Source organism: Mesorhizobium sp. M0664 (assembly GCF_040320565.1).
In the GTDB taxonomy this organism is placed as follows: domain Bacteria; phylum Pseudomonadota; class Alphaproteobacteria; order Rhizobiales; family Rhizobiaceae; genus Mesorhizobium.
The window spans coordinates 160,880-178,253 of sequence record NZ_JAMYPW010000004.1; the positions used below are offsets into that span (position 1 = coordinate 160,880).

A 17,374-nucleotide genomic window follows, 5' to 3' on the forward strand; every position below is an offset into this window, starting at 1 on the left:
ACTTCACCGGCGCGATCGGCAGCCTTAAGCCTAGTTGCTTTTTGCCAGCCGTCAGCCTATATCGCCGGTTCTTGAACGCGCCCATCGTCTAGCGGTCAGGACACCGCCCTCTCACGGCGGGAACAGGGGTTCGATTCCCCTTGGGCGTACCACCTTCATCTAATTTCCCTTTTCTTTCAGAGCCTTGCGGCGGTGAATGTCCAACTTTTCTACGGGGTTGGACAAATCCTGTTCTCTTTTTGCCCTGGACACCTTCTCCATGCCGGTATCGCTGAGGCGCTTCCGATTGAATTTCTTGACGTAGGTCCGCGCCTCATCAGGCGTGCGATGGCCGAGGAAAGCCATGATCTCCAATTCGCTCGCGCCGGCATTGCCAAGGCGCGTCGCACCGGCCTTGCGGAGGCCGTGAGAAGAGCAGTGAGGAAGGCCGGCGGCAATGCACTGATCGTGAAACCAGTTGCCGAATGTGGTCGGCTTGTAGGGCCTGTCGCCGGTGTGTGTCAGGAACAACATCCGATCGCCAGGAACCAGCGCTAGAACCTCCTCGAGCTCCTCGAGGATGGGCAAGTCCACGTCGCCGCCGGTCTTACCGCGGCGATAGGCGATTCGCCCGTGGCGGACGCTCTGGCGCCCCAGCTTGACGACATCTTGCCGAGCGGCCCCGGAATTGAGGATCAGCCGCAGCGCGAGAGCCGCCTTGGAAGCGATGCCATGGTGCGCCTCGAACTGGCTGATCTCATCTTCTGTCCAGGTGTGAAAGCCATCCGGGTTTTCGGCATAGCGTTCGACATCAAGCGTCGGGTCGACAGCAATCAGCTTCTTGCGCATCGCGAAACGGCATAGCCTGCGAAGCAGCTTCAGCAAATGATTCGCGGCGGATGGGGTGTCGGCCTTCTTGCCAATGATCGCCTCGACATGCTCAGTCCGCAATGTTGCGACACGCCGCTTTCCATACACCAGGCTGAAGCGGTCGAAGTCTTTGCCGAGATTGTACTGTGAGATCGGCCGGAGTTTCTTCCACTTGGGCGAGCGCTTGTAGTGCTCGATCAGCCAGTCGAAGGTGCCGTATTGGTGTCGTGAGGGCGAGGCGGCTGCGCGAGATCCCTGAAGCGCGGCTTCGTAGGCCTTGCGGAATTCGATCGACCCGTATTCGCCAGGAAGGTAGGTTTGCGGCACGCCCTTTTTGCGGAAACGCCAACGCATTTTGCCGTGGCGATCGGGGGCCGGCGAGACGCCGGGGAATGGGTTAGCCGCGCGGCGTTTCATGAAAGGACATCGTCCCATTCGCTGGCGTCATCGCCAGCCTGAACGCCCCGGCGCGTGGTTTCAACCTGCACCTCCACGCGGCCATCGGGGTAGGAAACAAACTTGGCCCGATCATAGCCGGCGAGCTTGGCCGCCTTGAAAAGGCGCGTCGCGTCGGCCTGGGTGATCAATGCAGCTCGGTTGGCCATAGTGCTATTTTCCGACCCTGTGAGGAAATCGCGGATGCAGCCGGAGCGAACCATCCCCCCAACTGCATCCGCTTCGGCTGCCGCGCTGTACATCCGAGCGCGACAGGCCTTCTCATGCGATTTCAACCAATCCCGGATCATGACTATTTGCCGGGCGGAATTGGCGTGAAAGGACGAACCGCGCGCCCCTGAAGGTCCCGGCAGATTCCTTAGAACGATCCGTTGAGCCGGAACTGACCGCCGCCAAGCGAGACGCCGAACTTCTTGTTTGTGCCGGCAGTCGTCGTCAGCTCGTCGTCGGCGACCACATAATAGGCGAGCGTGCCGGCGGCGAAGACATCACCGCTCTTCAGCGGCAGGTCCTTGAACACGCCTTGAAGGCGCGTTTGCACAACTTGGCCGCTGGCGGCGGCGCCGACGGCGATGCCGACGATGCTGCCTACACAAACGATATCTCCCGGCGCGCGGTCGACGGGCGCCGTCAACGGCACCGTATGGCCATCCTGGACAAGGTTTCTCATTGTCGGTCTCTCCTGATTTTACGCCGGACCGGCGTTTTTGTAGGCGCCGCGATAGTCGATCCAGCCGGCGCCGAAGGCGGTGGAAACGCGCGTGATGACGGCGTGCCTGTTGATTGGCGCCTCCGTACGCACTTCCGGATCGTCCATGCCATTGACGGTGCCATGCTCGAGGCTCATCTGACGCTCCGGCCGGGCGAATAGGTACCAGGCCTTCGGGTCGGCGAGCCGATGTTCTACGACCGGCGTCAGCTTGCCCGAGAACGGGTTGACCTCGTCGACCGAGGTGGCCGTGATCGCAGCGAGCAGCTGCTCGGCGGCAGTCTCGAGCTCGGGCGGAATGACCAAGAAGGACGGGTTGACGCCGATATCGCGCAGCCCGTCGATGTCCTTTTGTCGACGCATGGCGAGCCTTCCCGCCGAAAGCGTCGTCACGTCGAGCGCCGCACCGGCGCCAGCCAGGTTGCCGTGACTGGCGTGGAACACCGCGACGCCATCCGACAGCACCGGGTTCGATTCGATCCGATTGACGATCACCCGCGCCTTGCCATCGAGCACGGTTTCGCCGATGCGAAGCGCCGGCTGCACCAGCAAGCCGAGGTTGTCGTTGACCAGCGCTTCGGTCGTGATCTCGATCATCCGCGAGCGAATGACGGCAAAGGTCTTTTCCTTGCGTTCGCCGATCGTCCCGTACTGCACCTCTCCGCCCTCACCAGGCGGGAGCAGTTCGGGGAAGAGACCGCCTTGGACGCTCTCCTTCTCGCGAAAATCTTCATAGGTCGTCTCGTGAGAGATGCGCAGGATCTCGGGGTAGTTGATGATCTGCGCGGCCAGCGCAGAGACAGAGACCGTGTCAGACAGGATTTTCAGAAAATCATCCGTCGTCATCATGGCGCGGATTTCGGTGCGCCCTCCGGTCTTCGAGGCAACCGCAGCCGCCGCATCGCGGAGACCCATGCCAGGATGTGCACGCGATACGGCGTCGCCAAAGGCAGCGCGGACGATACCCGGCGAGTGCCGGTTCAACATGGCGATCGCCATCGGGTCAAAGAGATCGGCGGGATTGGGCTTGGGAGCTGCGCTCATCGGTTTTAGGTCCTTACTTTGGGAGGAAGTCATTCCAGGTCGTGGGCCCGCTGCGGCTGCCGCGATTGCCAGGCTGCGCCAGTCCGGACATCGGCAGACGTGCGGCAGCCAGGCGGCTAGCTTCGTAGGCGGCCGCCTGCGCCTGCCGGTCCTTCTCGGTCTGGCCGGTGGCCTTCAGCGCATCGAGCTCGGCCTGCAGCCTGTCGGCGCGGTCCTTCTCGGCCGAGGCCGAGGCTGTTTCCGCCGCCCTTGTCCAACCGTTCGCCTGCGCAAGCGCCTTCAATTCTGGCGGTGCGTTCCGGTATCGGGTGAAATCGAAGGAAGCAAAAGCCCTGGCTGATGCGGCCTCGACCTTGTTGGCAAATCCTTGCTCGACGGCTTGTTCGCCATTGAGCCACGTCTCCGCATCCATAACCGCGAGCATGTCGGCGGCGGGCTTTCCGGACTTCCTGGCATACCAAGAAGCGTATGCGTCACCCACCTGCCCGAGGATCTCGATGGACTTGGCGTGCTCTCGCACATCGCCCGCCGTCAGAATGTTGGGGTTGTGGATCATCATCAGTGCGCCGGATCGCATGATGGTCTCGTCGGCTGCCATTGCGATCAATGATCCTGCGGAGGCCGCCAGCCCTTGCACCGTCACCCGAGATCCGCCCGGAAATCCAGCGATCAGATTGGCAACGGTGACGCCGGCCGTAGCGACGCCGCCCGGACAATCGAGAGAGATTTCGACGGGCTTAGTCCTGTCGCACTTGGCCAGAGCTGTCGCAAAATCAAATGGGGAAAATCCTTCGTCGAAAAGACTGTCGCCGATGACGCCGAAAGCATCGATCTTGTTAGCGCCGCGATAGATGTCAGCCATCTGCCTACTCCTCGCCCAAGCCGCGGTCTTTGTTGGTCTTGCCGACAGCAGCCCGCCAATTCGCAGCAATCCGCTGGACCCGATCTTCGGCGGTCGGCAGCGAGGCCGGGTCTGGCCACATGCCGGAGATGTCGATCCCCTCGCCAGCGGCTCGACGTTGCAGGAGGACGAAGGACGCCGTGACGTTCGTCACATTGATGCCGAACACCGTACCGGCGCCCGCAAGTGCCTCCGCAAGCTCCGCCTTGGTTCCGACGAAGGGGACCGACCGAGAAAACTGTTCAGTCGCCACATGCAACCGCCCGGCGAAGAGATCGCCCGACCCGTCGTCGTAACGAAAGGCCGGCGCGCTTGCCTCTATATCCGGAGCCCGGCGCGCAATGATGGACGCCGCGTCCCGGACGATTTCTGCCGCCATCGACCGGTTCATGCCGTGGCCGTCGGGCGAGACGACAAGCCTTTCGGCGATCAGGTATGCGAACGCTTCGAAAGGCGAGTAATCGCGGTCAACAGCATTGACCACCGGCAACTGGTTACGACGCTTGAGCGCCGACAGGCCGTCGGAATCGAGTTTGGTCAGGACGAAGAATTGCGCGCGACTAATCATTTTCTGGATACCCTGTCTCTGACAAAATGTATGACTGACACTCTGTATGCGACAAGACGCCTTTCCGTCAAGCATGATTTTCGGTCGCGCCAGTGGACGCATCGTCGGCCATCGCCTTGATGTCGTCGACCAGGCTTTTGAGAATGGTTATCTCCAGATCCTCGTCGTCCGTGTAATCGCGCTCGCGAACCCTGACTTTCACGGCCAGGCCCTCAATGGTATTTGCCCTGGTCTTCATGATCTTATCGAGCGCGCGACCGAAAGCTGCGGCCCTTTTCTCTTCCTTCTTTTCCGCCTTTGCGATGCGCGGCATGAGACGCGATCTGAGACGCTTAATCGCCTCTTCAAGCTGATCCTCGAGCTTCGCCGTCCGGTGCGTGGCCTCGTTCCATCGATCGCTCGCGACGTTGAATTTGGCCTCGAGCCGGAGGAGCTTGGCGTCGGGGCTGCGCCGGGGGGTTTTACCCCTCACGACCGCCTCCCCCCGCCAGGCGCCTGATGTCGGCGGCGATCGAAATCAAGGCCTCGCTCTTGGCGTCAATTTTGTCGGCCGCCCGGAGCTTGACGATGATCCCCTGCAACGTGTTGGCCGGCATTGCCAAAATGCGGTCGCCGACCTTGTAAAACTCGGCTGAGCGCGCGCGGTATGCGGCCTCGGCGGCATCAACGCCGGCCTGGCGATTTATCTCATCCACCTTGTCGAGGAAGGCATCCTGCAGGGCCCTTTGCGCGGCCCGCTGCTGATCACGAGCCCTGTGGAAATCGCGCAAAGGCGCCGGCTGTTTCTCCGGAATTGCAAGGTCCCGAACAAGCATGGATGCAACCATTTCGTGGACGTGGTCCGGCATGCGCGGTTCCGCCCAAGCGGCAGGCTGCGGCGGATAGAGTTTGTCGGCGATCTTGCCGGCCCGGCAGCAGGCTTTGTTCGCCAGATTCATCTGGGTCTCGGCTTCCGCCATTTCCTGATCAAGCCAGAAAAGGTCGGCGTCGGGATGCTCGGCGGCAGGCGCGGCCGGAATAGCCGCCACCAAGGCAGCGGCGGCGGCTGACGATGCCGCCAGGCTATGAAGGACTTGGCGGCGGTTGATTGACGGCAAGCCTTCGGCGGCTGCCGCAACGAGTGCGTTCGGCATTGCAGTTGCTCCTAGTTGGGCATCGTGATATCTATTGCGCATGATGCCCAACTAAGGGCACATTGTCAACACCATGCGCAACGTTGGGCTTGATGACTATTTCACCGGCACAAATACGGGCAGCTCGCGCCCTTGTTGAGATGGACCAGGCGGTCTTGGCTCGTAATGCTAGCGTGTCGCGAAATACCGTCGTGGATTTCGAAAAGGGCCGGAGGATGCCAAACCCTAACAATCTCGCGGCCATGCGCGCCGCCTTGGAAACGGCTGGCGTGATCTTTCTCGATAAGAACGGCGACGGGCCAGGGGTGCGCTTGCGGAAGGATGTCTACGAAGCGGAGGTGGCGGCGAGAGCCGGCGCAGCGCTTAGGGCGCTGAAAAGAGAATAGGAGGCCTTGGGGATGGCAAACGAAACCGACGATCAGATTTTGGAAAAAGTCGCCCGCAGCCTGGTCTGTTTTGCGCGAACATTAGAGCCTTGCCCCCGGCCCCCCTCAAATTCTGAGCCCCTGCCCGCAAACCCTCGCAAGATCAGCGAGGACAGGGCTCCAACGCGCTCCCAAGCACGTAGACGATGCCGCCTTCCATCTCGCCAGCAATGCCGCCCTGCGCCTTCACGGCCGCCACGCCGGCCGCGCTGAGCGCGCCTGTCGCCAGGTCGAGCTTTTCCCCGCACCGATCGCACATCGTGCACCATTCACCCTTCTCGCGACGCCATGGACCCATGGTGTGGCCTCGCGCGGTCGCCCGTCGCACCGCAGCCGCTTGCGCCGTGGCGATGCTCAACGCCGGCAGCAAAGGCGCGACCCGAGTGTGAAACGTCGGCAATGTTTCACGGGAAGAGGACTGAAACGGCCGTGAGGTGCGGCCGGGCAACGAGATCGACTTCTTTTTAGGCATCGGCCCCCGCGCCCCCGTCCGCCAGGTGTGCGGCGACTTCCTGCCAGAGATCGGCGATACGATTGCTTGCTTCGGCGATCATCAGCCTGCGAAACAGCCGGTCCTCCCGGTCGTCGATCTCGGCCATGGCGCAAGCGATCCTGACCAGCTCAGCGTGTTCTCCACCGATCCTCTGAAACCGCTGCGACAGAAATTCGCCGTCGAACATCGTTCAGCGCGGCCCCATCAAATGGCCGGCCCTCGACCGTCCAGTATCCGCGCGCACTGTTGCCAGCGTCGGCGCCCTTGCCGTCGCGTTGAACGCTGCACCGGCCTCGGTGCCGAGCTGCTTGCCTATGCCGGCGACCATCGCTGCAAATATCCCTCCGGCCTGTTTGGCGCCGTCGGTGATCGATTGGCCGGCCTGCTGGCCGCCACTGGCGATCTTATCCTCGATCTCGGCGCCAACGGGGGCAAACCAGTCGCCATCTGGCTGCGGCCCGCCGCCCCCACCTGGTGGAAGCGACCAGGCGCTATCCGGCCGGTACGAGGATCCTCGGCCGTGCTGGGCTGGGTAGAGGTTGCTGCGCACCACAGGACCGAGCGGCGTCGGCGCGCCGTAGGGCAGCGGAATGGGCACGCCATTGGCGTCAGTGCCGGCGCCGAAACTGGGATCACGAGGCATGCCGGCGCGCCGCGAATCGCCATATTGCTTGTAGGCGGCAGCCGCGCGAAGCTCTTCATCGGAGCGATAGCCGCCTCGCCGGGCCATCATGTCCTTGTCCTCGTCTCCGTGAGTGATGCCCCAGGCCGTGCGCGCGGCGAACCCGTGAACGCCGCTTTTTTCGAGACCGGCATTGACTGAGTTCGCGTAGCCCAGCGTATCGACGATGTATTTCAGCCCGTCGACGACGCCCAGTGAGGCGGCGAAATCGCCGGCCTGAATCTGCAGTTGGCTGAGGGTTTCCTTGATCCGGTCAAGACCGGCCTGCGTGTTTTTCAGCAGCTGCGCGTTGTTGCGATCGAGGACGCCAGGCGCATTCGCCGCGATCTCCTTTTGGGCGGCGACGATCTCGTCGTAGTGTGCAAGGATCACGGTCGCGGCCTGGCGGGCTTCCTTGTCGCCGAAAATCTGGCCCAGCCTGTCCGCCTTGCCGCCGGTGGCCTCCATCAAAATATCATGCGTCACCTTGAGCATGTCCTCGCCATTTTCGCGAGCGGCCGACATGCGCTTCAGAAAGCTTCCGCTGATCTTTGCCAGCCGCTTCTCGACGTCCGGACTGGAAAGCTTTTCGAGGAAATCGCCGACCGACGTCGCGGCCTCGCCGACCGTGCCGGTATAGTTCGCCATCACCTCGAGGAATCCGACCATGCGCTGCGCGCCCTCGATCCCCTGAAACCCCTGCTTGGCCGCCGACGGCAGCAGCGAGGGAAGGAAGCGCGACATATCCGGCGCCTCAAATTTGCCGGCCGAGCTGCCGGCGGCGATGATCGAGAAGAACTTTTCGGCGTCCTTGGTTGTCAAGCCGAGCGACAGGCGCGCGGTGTTCCAGCTGTTCACGACATCCTCGCCCGACGCGCCGAGTGCCTGCTGCGACTTGGTGAGCAGGTCCAGATCGTTGCGGATGTCCGTCAGGCTGGCGCCGGCGGCCGCGTAGGCGCCGACCGTTTCCATGACCTGGTCGGACTGCAGGGCGTAGGCTTTGGCATAGTGGTTCACGTCCTGATATAGGCCCTGCATGTCGTCGCGCGACGCGCCAAGCGTCAGGCCGATGCGCGTGAGCTGGCGCTCGACAGAGGCAAATTCCTTGATCGATTGCGTGAGGGCGTACCCCGCGACGGCCGGGCCAATGAAGCGCCCGATCGGCATGGCCGACATCGTGCGATTGAGCAGGCCCTGCGTCCTGTTGAACGCGATCGACTTCTGATTGACCTGGTTCAGCTTCGCCCCGATCTTATCGAAGGCGCCCATCGGGCCCAGCTTGGCAGAAAGCCGCATCACGGCTTCGATGGTACGGTTGCTCATTTCGTGCTCCTACGATTGTGATATGCGACGGCGCGCGCGAACCAGGCGAGAATCTCCGACATCGGCATGCAGGCGACATCGGCCGCCCGCATGCCAAACCGGAATATCAACTCATCGGCGCGGGTTCCGACTTCGAGGCAGGCGAGGCGGTTGCTGGCTCGCCATACGTAAAAAAATCGAGCACAGCGACCCGAACCGCCCTGGCGTCTTTGAGGCCGAGCTCGCCAAGCATGTCGAAGCCGGGCTCGACGACGCAACGGCGGACATAGGCGGCGACCGTTTCGACGTTCTCGATGACCACGTTGTTGCCGGCGGCGCGCTGCATCTCGTAGGGCTCGCCCAGCTGCATGAGATCGTTGAACCGCGGCTCGCGCACCTTCACCGTTTCGAAGATGGTGCCATGTGCCTCATAGCGCCGCGACAGGGTGACGGTCTTCTCGGTCATTGGCATTCTCCTTCAGGTTGCATAATGCGTGCCGCACGCGTGGGAACGCGTGTTTGCGTGTACCGCTTGCGAAGTCGCTTACTAGAAAAATCCCGGGATCCCCCGGGCCCGTATAGGTCAGAGGCCCTTGGTACGGTCCCTACACCGGGGGGTGGGGGTGGGGTCAGCGGGGGCAAGATGGTCGGTGTTGCCGAGCCCCTTGCTGGCGACCGGCTTGGATAGGGTCGCCGCACGGCCCTCAGACCAATGACATCCGCATTGCGGATTGCATCCCTGCCGGTTGCCAACTGATGACTCTTATCCATCATTCCTATTCACCACCTTTAGCGACACTTAGCGATACTTTAGCGATACTTTAAGCGATAGTTTATCGTGAGATATCAATAGGTTCGATACTTGCGGCACTTTTCGTCGCCTATAGCTATAAAATTGTGTTTTGATTTTTAAATTCTCTCGTATATAGGGACGCGTATAAGTGTCGCAGGGTGTCGCAACTATTTGAAATCGTTACCTTTATCTCGCTGAACAAGGTGTCGCGAAGTATCGCAAAGTGTCGCAAGTGTCGCGCCGGAAAAGCTAATGAAAACAACGAAAGCGCCACATTTCGGCAGTGCGCTGACCCAAACCGGGGGTACGGGGTTTTAGTCATTTGAACCGCGCTTCATAGGTGATGATGCGGCCGGCAACACGCCGAATGCCGGTCTTCTGCATCAGCAATCCAAACCTCGTGAGGGTCAGATGAGGCGCGATCGTCTCGTCCGCCCATTCGATGTAGGCTTTGTGAAGCTGCCGTGCAGCGATGCCGACCCGGCAGTCTGCGACCAAGCGCGCCTCGACGAATGCGGCGACGTAGTGCAGCAAGCTCAAGTCAGGGGGTCCGGGGGATTTGCCAACTGGCGGAAGACCGAGATCCTGCCACAGCTGACGCGCTGCTCTGGCCCCAAACAACCGACAGGCAGCGTCGACAACTTGGGCTTTCGACGCCAGCTCCGACCAGTTTTCGGCAGCTGCGGCGCGCTTATAGGCTTTCCATGCGTCGGCAGCGCGCCCAGTGTTACCGGCCTGCTGCATCCAGTCGCGCCGGCCGTCTTCGTCCAACGCGTTCCACCAAGCCATGCCGGCGCGTTCGTCGGCCGTCGGCGCGGGATCTTCCGAGTTCGGCGATGCTACGGCTTCCGACGCGTCGGTGCCGACGCCCTTTCGCTCATCGACGGAAGGCCGGTTGGACAACGCGGCGAAAGCTGCAATGTTTTCAATGGGGGTCCTGCGACCGGTTGGGCAACCTAAGTGCTTGATCTTGCGAGAAACAAGCACGCCCCTTGGGCGTACCAAGTCTCTCCAAGCTCTCGGCAAACCATCAATCCGATCCATCGCCTTGGGTCGCGGCGGGTCTGGCTCATTGCCGCTTCTGGTGAAGCGGAGCTGATTGCATTAGCATTGCATCGTGGGTCTTGAGGCACAGCGTTAGCGGCGCGCAGAACGTCGCGCTGAACAGGGCAGTCGATGCCACGCGGGGAGGAGCCAGATACAGAAACTACAATCACAAGGCGTCCATCACGCTGGTCGGCACTGCCTGGAGCCGACCTGAGCTACAGCTGCCGGCGGCGGATCGTTTTGGCGAACTCGGCGAAGGCGCCTCTCCCTCGAAGGGTGGATGCCGGGAAGGCCCTTAGCACCGGCCAGCGAAAGCTGCGCGCGACGCGCATGGCTGGGCTCTAAACGCGCCATACTCCAGTTGCAGTATCGTAGCTTCTTTGCCGTTCGAATTTCTCTCAGTCATGGCTTCGCACGATACCAAGATATGCTGCGAACGACACATCCACGGCGGGCTCAACCATTCGATCTATTCCGGCAAGCCGAAAAGTGTTTGCGCGCCTGCTATTCCTCCGAGCGGATGACTGCCCATGGCGATCATCGGCTCGGTAGTTTCTGCCTCGAACACTGTCGACGCGAGCACCGTCCGTCCCAACGGCTTGCACAGCCCTTCGATGCGGCTGACAAGATTTACAGCCTTGCCGATCGCGGTGAAGTCCAACCTGCCGGCAGTGCCGATATTCCCCCAGAGTATCTCGCCGACATGCAGGCCAATGCCATATCCGAGCTCAGGGCCGCCATTGCGGCGCCGAGTTTGGTTGAGATGATCTATCCCGGCGCGCGTGGCCTTCACGGCGCGTACCGCCGCGTCACATGCGGCATTTGCATCGCGCTCGCCAATCGGGAAAATCGCGAGGACGCCATCACCTATAAACTTGAGAACCTCACCACCAAATGCGTGCACCGCGCCGGCGACGCAATCGAACCAGGCATCAAGTACCAATACGATCTCGTCTGCATCATGAACCTCGGATAGATCGGTGAAACCTCGAAGGTCCGCGCACAGAAGCGCAGCCCGTATCGTCTCTCCCTTTACTCGACGAGAATGACCGTTGAGCACATGTGCTGCACTGCGCTTTCCCAAATATGCCTCGAGCAATGCGCGTTTCGCGGACCGTTCTGCGAGTGCGGTCATCGGAGCCGCAGCAAACCGGGAGATTTGCCGCAGCAGCTCTGACTGCGCCTCATCCGGAGTATGATCGAACGCCCACACCAAAGTCGGTGCGACACCGCCCGCTCGCTCGTCGAACACGATCGCCCGCGTCGTGCCAAGCCACTCCCGCAGCACGAGCCGGGGATCGGCATTCTGGCGGTCGGCGCCTATCCCCAAAGCCTCGACCACTTCACCCCCAGGCGCTCGCCAGAGCCAGATGCGGCGTGAGATAATCGGGTCGGGAGCATCCTGCGCCAGCGCGCCGGCGATGATCGGCAAGCCGTCTTCAATCAAATGCGTTGAGAGCTGCAATAGAAGTCGCCCACCGTCGCCAATATGCGCGGCGTCGTCCAGAAGGAATGAAAGCGACTTTGCGAGAAGCATGGGTAGAAGGTCACTCGGCACCGGCTTATGCTTACGCCTCGAACATCTTCTTGCAACTCCCCACATTCGCTTCAATCATGCAGGTATTCGCTGCGGATGTGACCTGGAGTGAGCGATGGCGGAATCGGTTTACACAGAGATTGAGGTCGCGGCGCCACAAGCGACCGTGTTCGCGCTTTTGACGGATCCGGACCAGATTGTGCGATGGATCGGGACCGAAGCGAATTTGGATGCAACGCCGGGCGGTCTGTTCCTCGTCAATGTCGGTGGTCGCCATATGGCGCGCGGTGAGTTCACCGAGGTGATCCCGGTCCACCGTCTTGCCTACAGTTTTGGCTGGGAAGACAACGAGACCGTGCCCCCCGGCTCCAGTCATGTCGAGATCGACCTGATCGCGAGGGATGCGGGGACACTGATCCGCTTCACGCACAGCGGACTGCCGAACGCAAAGGAGCGTGACAGCCACCGAAGGGGATGGGAGCACTACCTCTCAAGGCTGAAGATCACTGCCGATGGGGGACATGTCGATCCCGACGTGCCGATGAAGAATATGTGATTTTCGTCTAAGGGCCGCGGATGCCCGTAATCCGAACCAGGCGCGGCATGCGTCAACGAGGGCCCCTTTGACCTGCCGTCGCCAAACCGGCGCTCGGGAAACCCAGCGACCTGCGGGCCGCCGCACCACTACAGCTGCCGGCGACGGGTCGTTTCAGCGAGCTCGGCGAAGGCGTCCGCGATCCCGGTGCCGCTCTTGGCGCCTGCGTGGAGTTCTTGAAACTCAGCGCTTCTGGCGCAACGCCGCGGATTGAATTAGCATCCGTTCATCAAAGCTCCGGCCGCACTCCTGCAGGATGCGGAATGCGGAGCGCAGGCGAGCGAGGCCGGGCGCGGTCACATGCCAAGCGCGACTGGGCATCCGAACTTCCGTTCGGCGGCAAGACGGCGTGGCCGGGAGGAGTCAGATGCAAAAGCTGCAATCGCAAGGCGTTCATCACATCACGCTGGTCGGGGCCGGGCGCCAGACTTCCATCGATTTCTGGGAGGGCGTGCTTGGCATGCCTTTCATCTTCGAGCAGCCCAATCTCGATAAGGCAAGCGAAAGCCATCTCTATTTCGATCCGGGCGACGGCCGGCTGATCACCGTCTTCACCGACGAAAGCCGCACGCCGGTCAAGCGGCGCACGCCGACCGACACGGGCTGCGTCCATCATATCGCTTTCGCGGTGTCGCGCGTCACCTTTCTGCAGGCGGTTGCCCGGCTCGACGAGCGCGCCATCAAGCACAGCGGCGTCAAGGATCGCGGCTTCATGGACTCGATCTATTTCGAGGATCCGCTCGGCCTGCTGATCGAACTCGCCTCCTACCGTTTCGAACCGCCGGCGGGCTTCACCCATGCCGACGTGCTGATGCAGGCGCACAAGATCCGCGTCGCGCGCGGCGACTACAACATCGCCGAAGTGCACCTTGCCGATGCGATCCAGGCGCTTGTCGAGCGCTCGCGCACGACGTTGTCGGAGGATCGCGCACCGAAAAATCCATACTGACGACACGCCGAACAAAGGGAGGATACAATGGCGAAGACAGCAACCAAGAGTGCCACGAAGCCCGCGGCCAAGGCAGCCAGGCCAGGAGCGAAGCCGGCGGCCAAAGCCGCCGGCAAGTCAGCGGCGAAAGTGGCAAAGCCGGCGGCCAAGGTCTCCGCCAAGAAGCTGGCGCCGAAGGCCAAGGCGAAACCGGCGAAAAAGCCGGCGCTCACGCTCAGCATGCTGAAGCCCAGCGTCAACAATATGAGCGTTCGGGTGTTTGCACGCGCCGCCGGGCTCGATCATTCCGAAACCGACGTTTGGGGCCTCACGCGCTCGCCCGAATATATGGCGCGAAACCCGGCCCATCTTACGCCGATGATCGAGGACAAGGGCCTGCCGAGAGGTGTCTTGTGGGAAAGCTGCGCCATCATGCAGTATCTCGCCAACAAGCACGGGCTGGAGAAATTATATCCCAAGGCGCCGGCCAAGCGGGCAATGATCGACAGCGCCATGTTCTACCTGATCGGCACGCTCTACCCCTATGTGGCGCGCGCCACATATCCTGTACTGAATTTCCCGCAATATGCCGGCGAGGTCGGCCACAGCGACGCTCATCCCGACAAGAAGTCGGAAGCCCAGAAGGCCGCTATAGAAGCGATAGCCGAGCCGCTGGAGGTGTTTCATAGCTTCTTCAGGAACGGCAAGCCGTTCATCGGCGGCAAGAACCCGTCGATCGCCGACATCCGCCTGGCGGCGACGCTCGAATTCCTCGCCGTCATCGACTACGCGCTGCCCCAATGGGCAAAAGACTATATGGCGGCGATCGAGAAGAAGCTCGGCAAGGCCTATGCCGAGCCGGCCAGCGACGTGCGCGGCTATATCGCCTATGTGCGGTCGCAGGCCAACGCCTGAGGCACGTGCAGGCCGGCGATCGTCCGCACGTTCTGCGGGAGCCGGTAGTGATCTGAGGTAATTCTTTCTTACTCTCCCCTGTTTGCACGATGTGGGGAGCTTAAGGTTTCGTTAACCGAAACCCTTTCTACTGGTATCCACCTCCAGCTTGCGACCACGGATGTACTGGCGCGGATGGAAAGCAAAGGTCGGCTGCTCGCCGGCCTTTGCTTATTGCAGCCCTGCCGAAGTTTGCGGCTGACGGCGCTTCACGACGCCTGAATGGCTGATGAAGCGCGTTGCCGGCATCTTGCCATCGCCGATGTGGGCCCTACCATCGAAGTAGTCCCGTCCTCGATGGCGGTTCAAGGACAGAGGCCCTGTCATGAAAAGCATTGCTGGAATGATGGTGATTGCAGGCGCCATGCTGGCGGGTGCAGCCGGTCAATCGAATGCAGCGACGCTCAACACCATGCCCGAGGTCGGGGCTGCCATCCAGGCGTGCTGGACCCCTCCGGCGAATGCCGGGAATTCCACCGTCACCCTGAGCTTCAGCTTCAGGCGCGATGGCACGCTGATCGGCCGGCCCAAGCCGACCGCCATCCGCGTCGCCGGCGAGGAGAAGACGCGCCAAGCTTTTGTCGACGCGGCGGTCGCGGCCGTGGACCATTGCCTGCCGTTGAGCTTTTCACCGGCGCTGGCTGAAGGCATCCCGGGCAAGGTGTTCACTCTGCAATTCAACTCGCCCAAACAAGAACAGGCTGCACCGCGAGTGAAGGCTTCGCCTTGATCTTTTCCGACAACCGGATTCCACTTTTCGGGACCTAATGCATGTCGCGCAAAAGCGTGCAGCGGTTTTGCGACAACGACATGCATTAGACAAGAACCTAAGCGCGTCGCATGACGCCCGGTCGACCGCGATGCGCTTTAGTGGCGCCTTCGTCTCGCCTCGACATGTCGCGCCAGTTCCGGCACCTCGAAGACATAGTCGCTCCAAGCCGATTCCGGTATCTGGCCGGCGAGATAGCACTCCAGCAAAAGCCTCTGCTCGTGGTCGAGTGGCCTCGGTGCGCGTTCATGGTCCAACCAAAGTGAATGGAACAGATTCCTGGTCAGGTCCGCGACAGTGAAGTGGATCGACATTTGCGGTCTCCTCCTTTGGCCGCTCAACGCCGATCCCAGGGCTAAGGTTTCAGCGACGGCCGGCCGGTAACGCCGGATTGATCGCGATGCCGAACCCGCCGCGCGCATCAAACTTCGCCGTGGCGGGCGTCCGCCGGCGTTGCTGCCGGTTCGTCTTAATCTTGAAATAAAAATGTAATATTGAATTTACACGAGTGGATCTAATACACTAGAGCTAAAGTCTCTGGTGGCGGTTTGATCTACTTCAATTAGGAAAAACTGATTTAGCTAGTACTTATCCATAGTCGACAAAGAAATCCTGTTCTCGGTGCAACAAGGATAATGGTCGTTCCAATGACACGCTTCTGGCCCCTCACGATTCTGATGCTGGTGTCGGCAATAGCCGTTGCGCTCGGCACATCCTTCTCCTACGCGGATAGCTGCGGTGCCATCAGGAGCCAATTGCTTTCGGCGGGGCGCAGCGGCGGGACCAGCCCCGAGCTTGCCCAACTGCGCCGGCAACTCGCCGCGATTCAAAAGCTTGAGAGACAACGCAGATGCGCAGCGAAAACCGCCGGCTTCTTCTTCAATCCCTGCGCCGACCTGGTCAGCAGCAAGGCGGAGGTGCAACGGCAGATCGCCAGACTGTCGAATTCGAGCAGGGACACGTCCGGACTGAAGGCCAGGTTTGTCGCGCTGGGCTGCGCCGCCCCCGCTGCCAAGAAACAGCCGGCGCAGCAACGCACGGCACCCAAGGCCCAGTCCGCAGGCACAACAATTGGCGGCAATCGGATGCTGTTTTGCGTTCGCTTGTCGGACGGATATTTCTTCCCCGCGCCAAAATCGCAGTTCGCCAAGAGCGACGATCAGAGGGAAACGGTCGATCAGTGTCGCTACATCTGCGACGATGCCGGCGTCGACCTCTATACGCTGAGCGACGCCACTCGCGAGACCGAGGAGATGGTCGCGCTCGAGTCGGGAAAACCCTATGTGGAGCTACCTGCCGCGTTCCGGTACCGCGACGACGCGAACTTCAAGGCCTGCGACGTCAAGCGCTATTACCGGCGCGTCGCCGAGCTCAGGGCACGAACCGTGACACCGGCCAACATGACCAACGCCATCATACCGTTGCCGACGGCAAAGCCGGATCTTGGCGTCGTCGCGGAAATTCCTGAATCCGGGATCGAAACCGCCGGTGCCGCTCCGGCAGAGGCAAAAACGCAGGCTGCCGAAGTGCAGGGGGCTGCCCAGCATCAGTCGATCGAAAGAGCGATCGGCGCGCGGCCGGTGAGAGTGGTCGGGCCGGCCTTCTTCCCAGCGGACTGACCAAGGCGGGCGATGTTCCGAGACGGCTGGCCGGATAGCCGCTTCAAGGCCTGGAGCCGTGCGCATCAACCGACGGACGGTTGGCTATTCGCAGACCATGCGGGCCCGTTTGCCGGGCTCGCTGACATTCTTGCAAGTTAGCGGCTTCGTCGGCTCCGGCGACAGCATGGGCGGGTTGTTGGTGACCCTCCTCCGAGGCGCTGCAACGGAAGCCGCGCTCCTGCGCACCGCCGGCCTTTTCGGCGGTTGCGGCGCCACTGGAAAGACGTCGGTCTCCAGTTGCGACTGTTCGGCTTGCGCCTGCGGCGAAGGCCTGTCCCAGAAACGGCGAACATCGAGCGGCTTGGGAATGATGACGGTGCCGTCATAGCTGCGCGCGCAGCCGCTTCCCAGAGGCAGCGCCAGGCACAGGAAGACAGGCAGAATCCGTCGAGACATCAGCAATACCCCTGCAAGCTTATAACGCTGCTTCGGCCTAACCGACAACCGGCGGAATAGGGCGAAGGGAGTAGATACCGTGAAGTAGAGTCGTCGCACTTCCAGTGGAAGGCGTTGCTCGAAGATCGAGCGCCGGGTCGGGCGCGGATGGAG

23 protein-coding genes and 1 tRNA gene are annotated in these 17,374 nt (G+C 61.6%); 8 read left to right on the forward strand and 16 right to left on the reverse strand.

All coding sequences use genetic code 11. From position 1 onward, the window contains the following. The first annotated feature begins 77 nt into the window (after positions 1–77). Positions 78–152 (forward strand) — tRNA-Glu (locus NKI39_RS08535). Positions 153–159: 7 nt separating this feature from the next. Here NKI39_RS08535 and NKI39_RS08540 read toward each other — a convergent pair. Continuing rightward, positions 160–828, reverse strand: coding sequence for a tyrosine-type recombinase/integrase (locus NKI39_RS08540; RefSeq protein WP_352831397.1), 669 nt, complete (start codon positions 826–828; stop codon positions 160–162). A 36-nt stretch (positions 829–864) separates the two neighbouring features. Between NKI39_RS08540 and NKI39_RS08545 the strand changes: the two genes are divergently transcribed. Then, on the forward strand, positions 865–999 hold the full coding sequence (locus NKI39_RS08545; protein WP_352831399.1) for a hypothetical protein: 135 nt from the start codon (positions 865–867) through the stop codon (positions 997–999). 263 nt (positions 1,000–1,262) lie between these two features. Here the strand turns inward: NKI39_RS08545 and NKI39_RS08550 are convergent, their stop codons facing one another. The 7 genes from NKI39_RS08550 to NKI39_RS08580 form a co-directional block, all read right to left on the reverse strand. After that, positions 1,263–1,595, reverse strand: a complete 333-nt coding sequence (locus tag NKI39_RS08550; RefSeq protein ID WP_352831400.1) for a hypothetical protein — start codon at positions 1,593–1,595, stop codon at positions 1,263–1,265. Between the two features lie 68 nt (positions 1,596–1,663). Beyond that, entirely contained in the window at positions 1,664–1,975 is a 312-nt protein-coding gene (locus NKI39_RS08555; RefSeq protein WP_352532454.1) for a DUF2190 family protein, read from the reverse strand. Positions 1,976–1,993: 18 nt separating this feature from the next. Continuing rightward, complete coding sequence (locus tag NKI39_RS08560) at positions 1,994–3,058, reverse strand: phage major capsid protein (protein ID WP_352532452.1); 1,065 nt, start codon at positions 3,056–3,058, stop codon at positions 1,994–1,996. A 13-nt stretch (positions 3,059–3,071) separates the two neighbouring features. Continuing rightward, complete coding sequence (locus tag NKI39_RS08565; RefSeq protein ID WP_352831402.1) at positions 3,072–3,920, reverse strand: head maturation protease, ClpP-related; 849 nt, start codon at positions 3,918–3,920, stop codon at positions 3,072–3,074. A 4-nt stretch (positions 3,921–3,924) separates the two neighbouring features. Further along, a complete protein-coding gene (locus tag NKI39_RS08570; RefSeq protein WP_352831404.1) occupies positions 3,925–4,527 on the reverse strand; it encodes a hypothetical protein in 603 nt (200 codons plus the stop codon). Positions 4,528–4,594: 67 nt separating this feature from the next. Further along, positions 4,595–4,999, reverse strand: coding sequence for a hypothetical protein (locus NKI39_RS08575; protein ID WP_352831405.1), 405 nt, complete (start codon positions 4,997–4,999; stop codon positions 4,595–4,597). Next, positions 4,989–5,711, reverse strand: coding sequence for a hypothetical protein (locus NKI39_RS08580; RefSeq protein WP_352831406.1), 723 nt, complete (start codon positions 5,709–5,711; stop codon positions 4,989–4,991). The genes NKI39_RS08575 and NKI39_RS08580 overlap by 11 nt, the downstream gene beginning before the upstream one ends. Before the next feature lie 41 nt (positions 5,712–5,752). On the opposite strand from NKI39_RS08580, the gene NKI39_RS08585 reads away from it, so the two are divergent. Further along, entirely contained in the window at positions 5,753–6,046 is a 294-nt protein-coding gene (locus NKI39_RS08585) for a helix-turn-helix domain-containing protein (RefSeq protein ID WP_352831408.1), read from the forward strand. A 142-nt stretch (positions 6,047–6,188) separates the two neighbouring features. On the opposite strand, the gene NKI39_RS08590 is transcribed toward NKI39_RS08585, so the two are convergent. The 6 genes from NKI39_RS08590 to NKI39_RS08615 form a co-directional block, all read right to left on the reverse strand. After that, positions 6,189–6,557 carry a hypothetical protein gene (locus NKI39_RS08590; protein WP_352831410.1) on the reverse strand — a complete coding sequence of 123 codons (369 nt, stop codon included), beginning with the start codon at positions 6,555–6,557 and terminating at the stop codon, positions 6,189–6,191. Continuing rightward, a complete protein-coding gene (locus NKI39_RS08595; protein ID WP_352704493.1) occupies positions 6,550–6,684 on the reverse strand; it encodes a hypothetical protein in 135 nt (44 codons plus the stop codon). Before NKI39_RS08595 ends, NKI39_RS08590 begins: the two co-directional genes overlap by 8 nt. A gap of 84 nt (positions 6,685–6,768) precedes the next feature. Beyond that, a complete protein-coding gene (locus tag NKI39_RS08600; protein WP_352831412.1) occupies positions 6,769–8,562 on the reverse strand; it encodes a phage tail tape measure protein in 1,794 nt (597 codons plus the stop codon). A gap of 106 nt (positions 8,563–8,668) precedes the next feature. After that, complete coding sequence (locus NKI39_RS08605) at positions 8,669–9,007, reverse strand: hypothetical protein (protein WP_352831414.1); 339 nt, start codon at positions 9,005–9,007, stop codon at positions 8,669–8,671. A gap of 645 nt (positions 9,008–9,652) precedes the next feature. After that, positions 9,653–10,378, reverse strand: a complete 726-nt coding sequence (locus tag NKI39_RS08610) for a hypothetical protein (RefSeq protein ID WP_352831416.1) — start codon at positions 10,376–10,378, stop codon at positions 9,653–9,655. A gap of 472 nt (positions 10,379–10,850) precedes the next feature. Further along, positions 10,851–11,918, reverse strand: coding sequence for an adenylate/guanylate cyclase domain-containing protein (locus NKI39_RS08615; protein ID WP_352540245.1), 1,068 nt, complete (start codon positions 11,916–11,918; stop codon positions 10,851–10,853). A 115-nt stretch (positions 11,919–12,033) separates the two neighbouring features. Here NKI39_RS08615 and NKI39_RS08620 point away from each other — a divergent pair, with 115 nt between their 5' ends. The 4 genes from NKI39_RS08620 (at position 12,034) to tolA (ending at position 15,125) form a co-directional block, all read left to right on the forward strand. Next, the gene (locus NKI39_RS08620; RefSeq protein ID WP_008873905.1) at positions 12,034–12,474 is read left to right on the forward strand and encodes an SRPBCC family protein; all 441 of its coding nucleotides are present in this window, start codon (positions 12,034–12,036) and stop codon (positions 12,472–12,474) included. A gap of 406 nt (positions 12,475–12,880) precedes the next feature. Continuing rightward, positions 12,881–13,462 carry a VOC family protein gene (locus NKI39_RS08625; protein ID WP_352540244.1) on the forward strand — a complete coding sequence of 194 codons (582 nt, stop codon included), beginning with the start codon at positions 12,881–12,883 and terminating at the stop codon, positions 13,460–13,462. Between the two features lie 27 nt (positions 13,463–13,489). Next, complete coding sequence (locus NKI39_RS08630) at positions 13,490–14,356, forward strand: glutathione S-transferase family protein (RefSeq protein ID WP_352831418.1); 867 nt, start codon at positions 13,490–13,492, stop codon at positions 14,354–14,356. A gap of 364 nt (positions 14,357–14,720) precedes the next feature. After that, complete coding sequence (gene tolA / locus NKI39_RS08635) at positions 14,721–15,125, forward strand: cell envelope integrity protein TolA (RefSeq protein ID WP_352471136.1); 405 nt, start codon at positions 14,721–14,723, stop codon at positions 15,123–15,125. A 137-nt stretch (positions 15,126–15,262) separates the two neighbouring features. On the opposite strand, the gene NKI39_RS08640 is transcribed toward tolA, so the two are convergent. Further along, positions 15,263–15,478 (reverse strand): hypothetical protein, encoded by a 216-nt coding sequence (locus NKI39_RS08640; RefSeq protein ID WP_352768213.1) that lies wholly within the window; start codon positions 15,476–15,478, stop codon positions 15,263–15,265. Between the two features lie 333 nt (positions 15,479–15,811). Here NKI39_RS08640 and NKI39_RS08645 point away from each other — a divergent pair, with 333 nt between their 5' ends. Further along, positions 15,812–16,783 carry a DUF2865 domain-containing protein gene (locus NKI39_RS08645; protein WP_352831419.1) on the forward strand — a complete coding sequence of 324 codons (972 nt, stop codon included), beginning with the start codon at positions 15,812–15,814 and terminating at the stop codon, positions 16,781–16,783. A gap of 84 nt (positions 16,784–16,867) precedes the next feature. Here NKI39_RS08645 and NKI39_RS08650 read toward each other — a convergent pair whose 3' ends face one another. Next, positions 16,868–17,221, reverse strand: coding sequence for a hypothetical protein (locus NKI39_RS08650; RefSeq protein ID WP_352831421.1), 354 nt, complete (start codon positions 17,219–17,221; stop codon positions 16,868–16,870). Between the last annotated feature and the right edge of the window lie 153 nt (positions 17,222–17,374).

Bases quoted from the DNA above. Each gene is read 5' to 3' on its own strand.
- NKI39_RS08540 (WP_352831397.1), bottom strand. From the start codon at position 828: ATGCGCAAGAAGCTGATTGCTGTCGACCCGACGCTTGATGTCGAACGC.
- NKI39_RS08545 (WP_352831399.1), top strand. From the start codon at position 865: ATGATTCGCGGCGGATGGGGTGTCGGCCTTCTTGCCAATGATCGCCTC.
- NKI39_RS08550 (WP_352831400.1), bottom strand. From the start codon at position 1,595: ATGATCCGGGATTGGTTGAAATCGCATGAGAAGGCCTGTCGCGCTCGG.
- NKI39_RS08555 (WP_352532454.1), bottom strand. From the start codon at position 1,975: ATGAGAAACCTTGTCCAGGATGGCCATACGGTGCCGTTGACGGCGCCC.
- NKI39_RS08560 (WP_352532452.1), bottom strand. From the start codon at position 3,058: ATGAGCGCAGCTCCCAAGCCCAATCCCGCCGATCTCTTTGACCCGATG.
- NKI39_RS08565 (WP_352831402.1), bottom strand. From the start codon at position 3,920: ATGGCTGACATCTATCGCGGCGCTAACAAGATCGATGCTTTCGGCGTC.
- NKI39_RS08570 (WP_352831404.1), bottom strand. From the start codon at position 4,527: ATGATTAGTCGCGCGCAATTCTTCGTCCTGACCAAACTCGATTCCGAC.
- NKI39_RS08585 (WP_352831408.1), top strand. From the start codon at position 5,753: ATGACTATTTCACCGGCACAAATACGGGCAGCTCGCGCCCTTGTTGAG.
- NKI39_RS08590 (WP_352831410.1), bottom strand. From the start codon at position 6,557: ATGCCTAAAAAGAAGTCGATCTCGTTGCCCGGCCGCACCTCACGGCCG.
- NKI39_RS08595 (WP_352704493.1), bottom strand. From the start codon at position 6,684: ATGGCCGAGATCGACGACCGGGAGGACCGGCTGTTTCGCAGGCTGATG.
- NKI39_RS08600 (WP_352831412.1), bottom strand. From the start codon at position 8,562: ATGAGCAACCGTACCATCGAAGCCGTGATGCGGCTTTCTGCCAAGCTG.
- NKI39_RS08605 (WP_352831414.1), bottom strand. From the start codon at position 9,007: ATGACCGAGAAGACCGTCACCCTGTCGCGGCGCTATGAGGCACATGGC.
- NKI39_RS08610 (WP_352831416.1), bottom strand. From the start codon at position 10,378: ATGGATCGGATTGATGGTTTGCCGAGAGCTTGGAGAGACTTGGTACGC.
- NKI39_RS08615 (WP_352540245.1), bottom strand. From the start codon at position 11,918: ATGCTTCTCGCAAAGTCGCTTTCATTCCTTCTGGACGACGCCGCGCAT.
- NKI39_RS08620 (WP_008873905.1), top strand. From the start codon at position 12,034: ATGGCGGAATCGGTTTACACAGAGATTGAGGTCGCGGCGCCACAAGCG.
- NKI39_RS08625 (WP_352540244.1), top strand. From the start codon at position 12,881: ATGCAAAAGCTGCAATCGCAAGGCGTTCATCACATCACGCTGGTCGGG.
- NKI39_RS08630 (WP_352831418.1), top strand. From the start codon at position 13,490: ATGGCGAAGACAGCAACCAAGAGTGCCACGAAGCCCGCGGCCAAGGCA.
- tolA (WP_352471136.1), top strand. From the start codon at position 14,721: ATGAAAAGCATTGCTGGAATGATGGTGATTGCAGGCGCCATGCTGGCG.
- NKI39_RS08640 (WP_352768213.1), bottom strand. From the start codon at position 15,478: ATGTCGATCCACTTCACTGTCGCGGACCTGACCAGGAATCTGTTCCAT.
- NKI39_RS08645 (WP_352831419.1), top strand. From the start codon at position 15,812: ATGACACGCTTCTGGCCCCTCACGATTCTGATGCTGGTGTCGGCAATA.
- NKI39_RS08650 (WP_352831421.1), bottom strand. From the start codon at position 17,221: ATGTCTCGACGGATTCTGCCTGTCTTCCTGTGCCTGGCGCTGCCTCTG.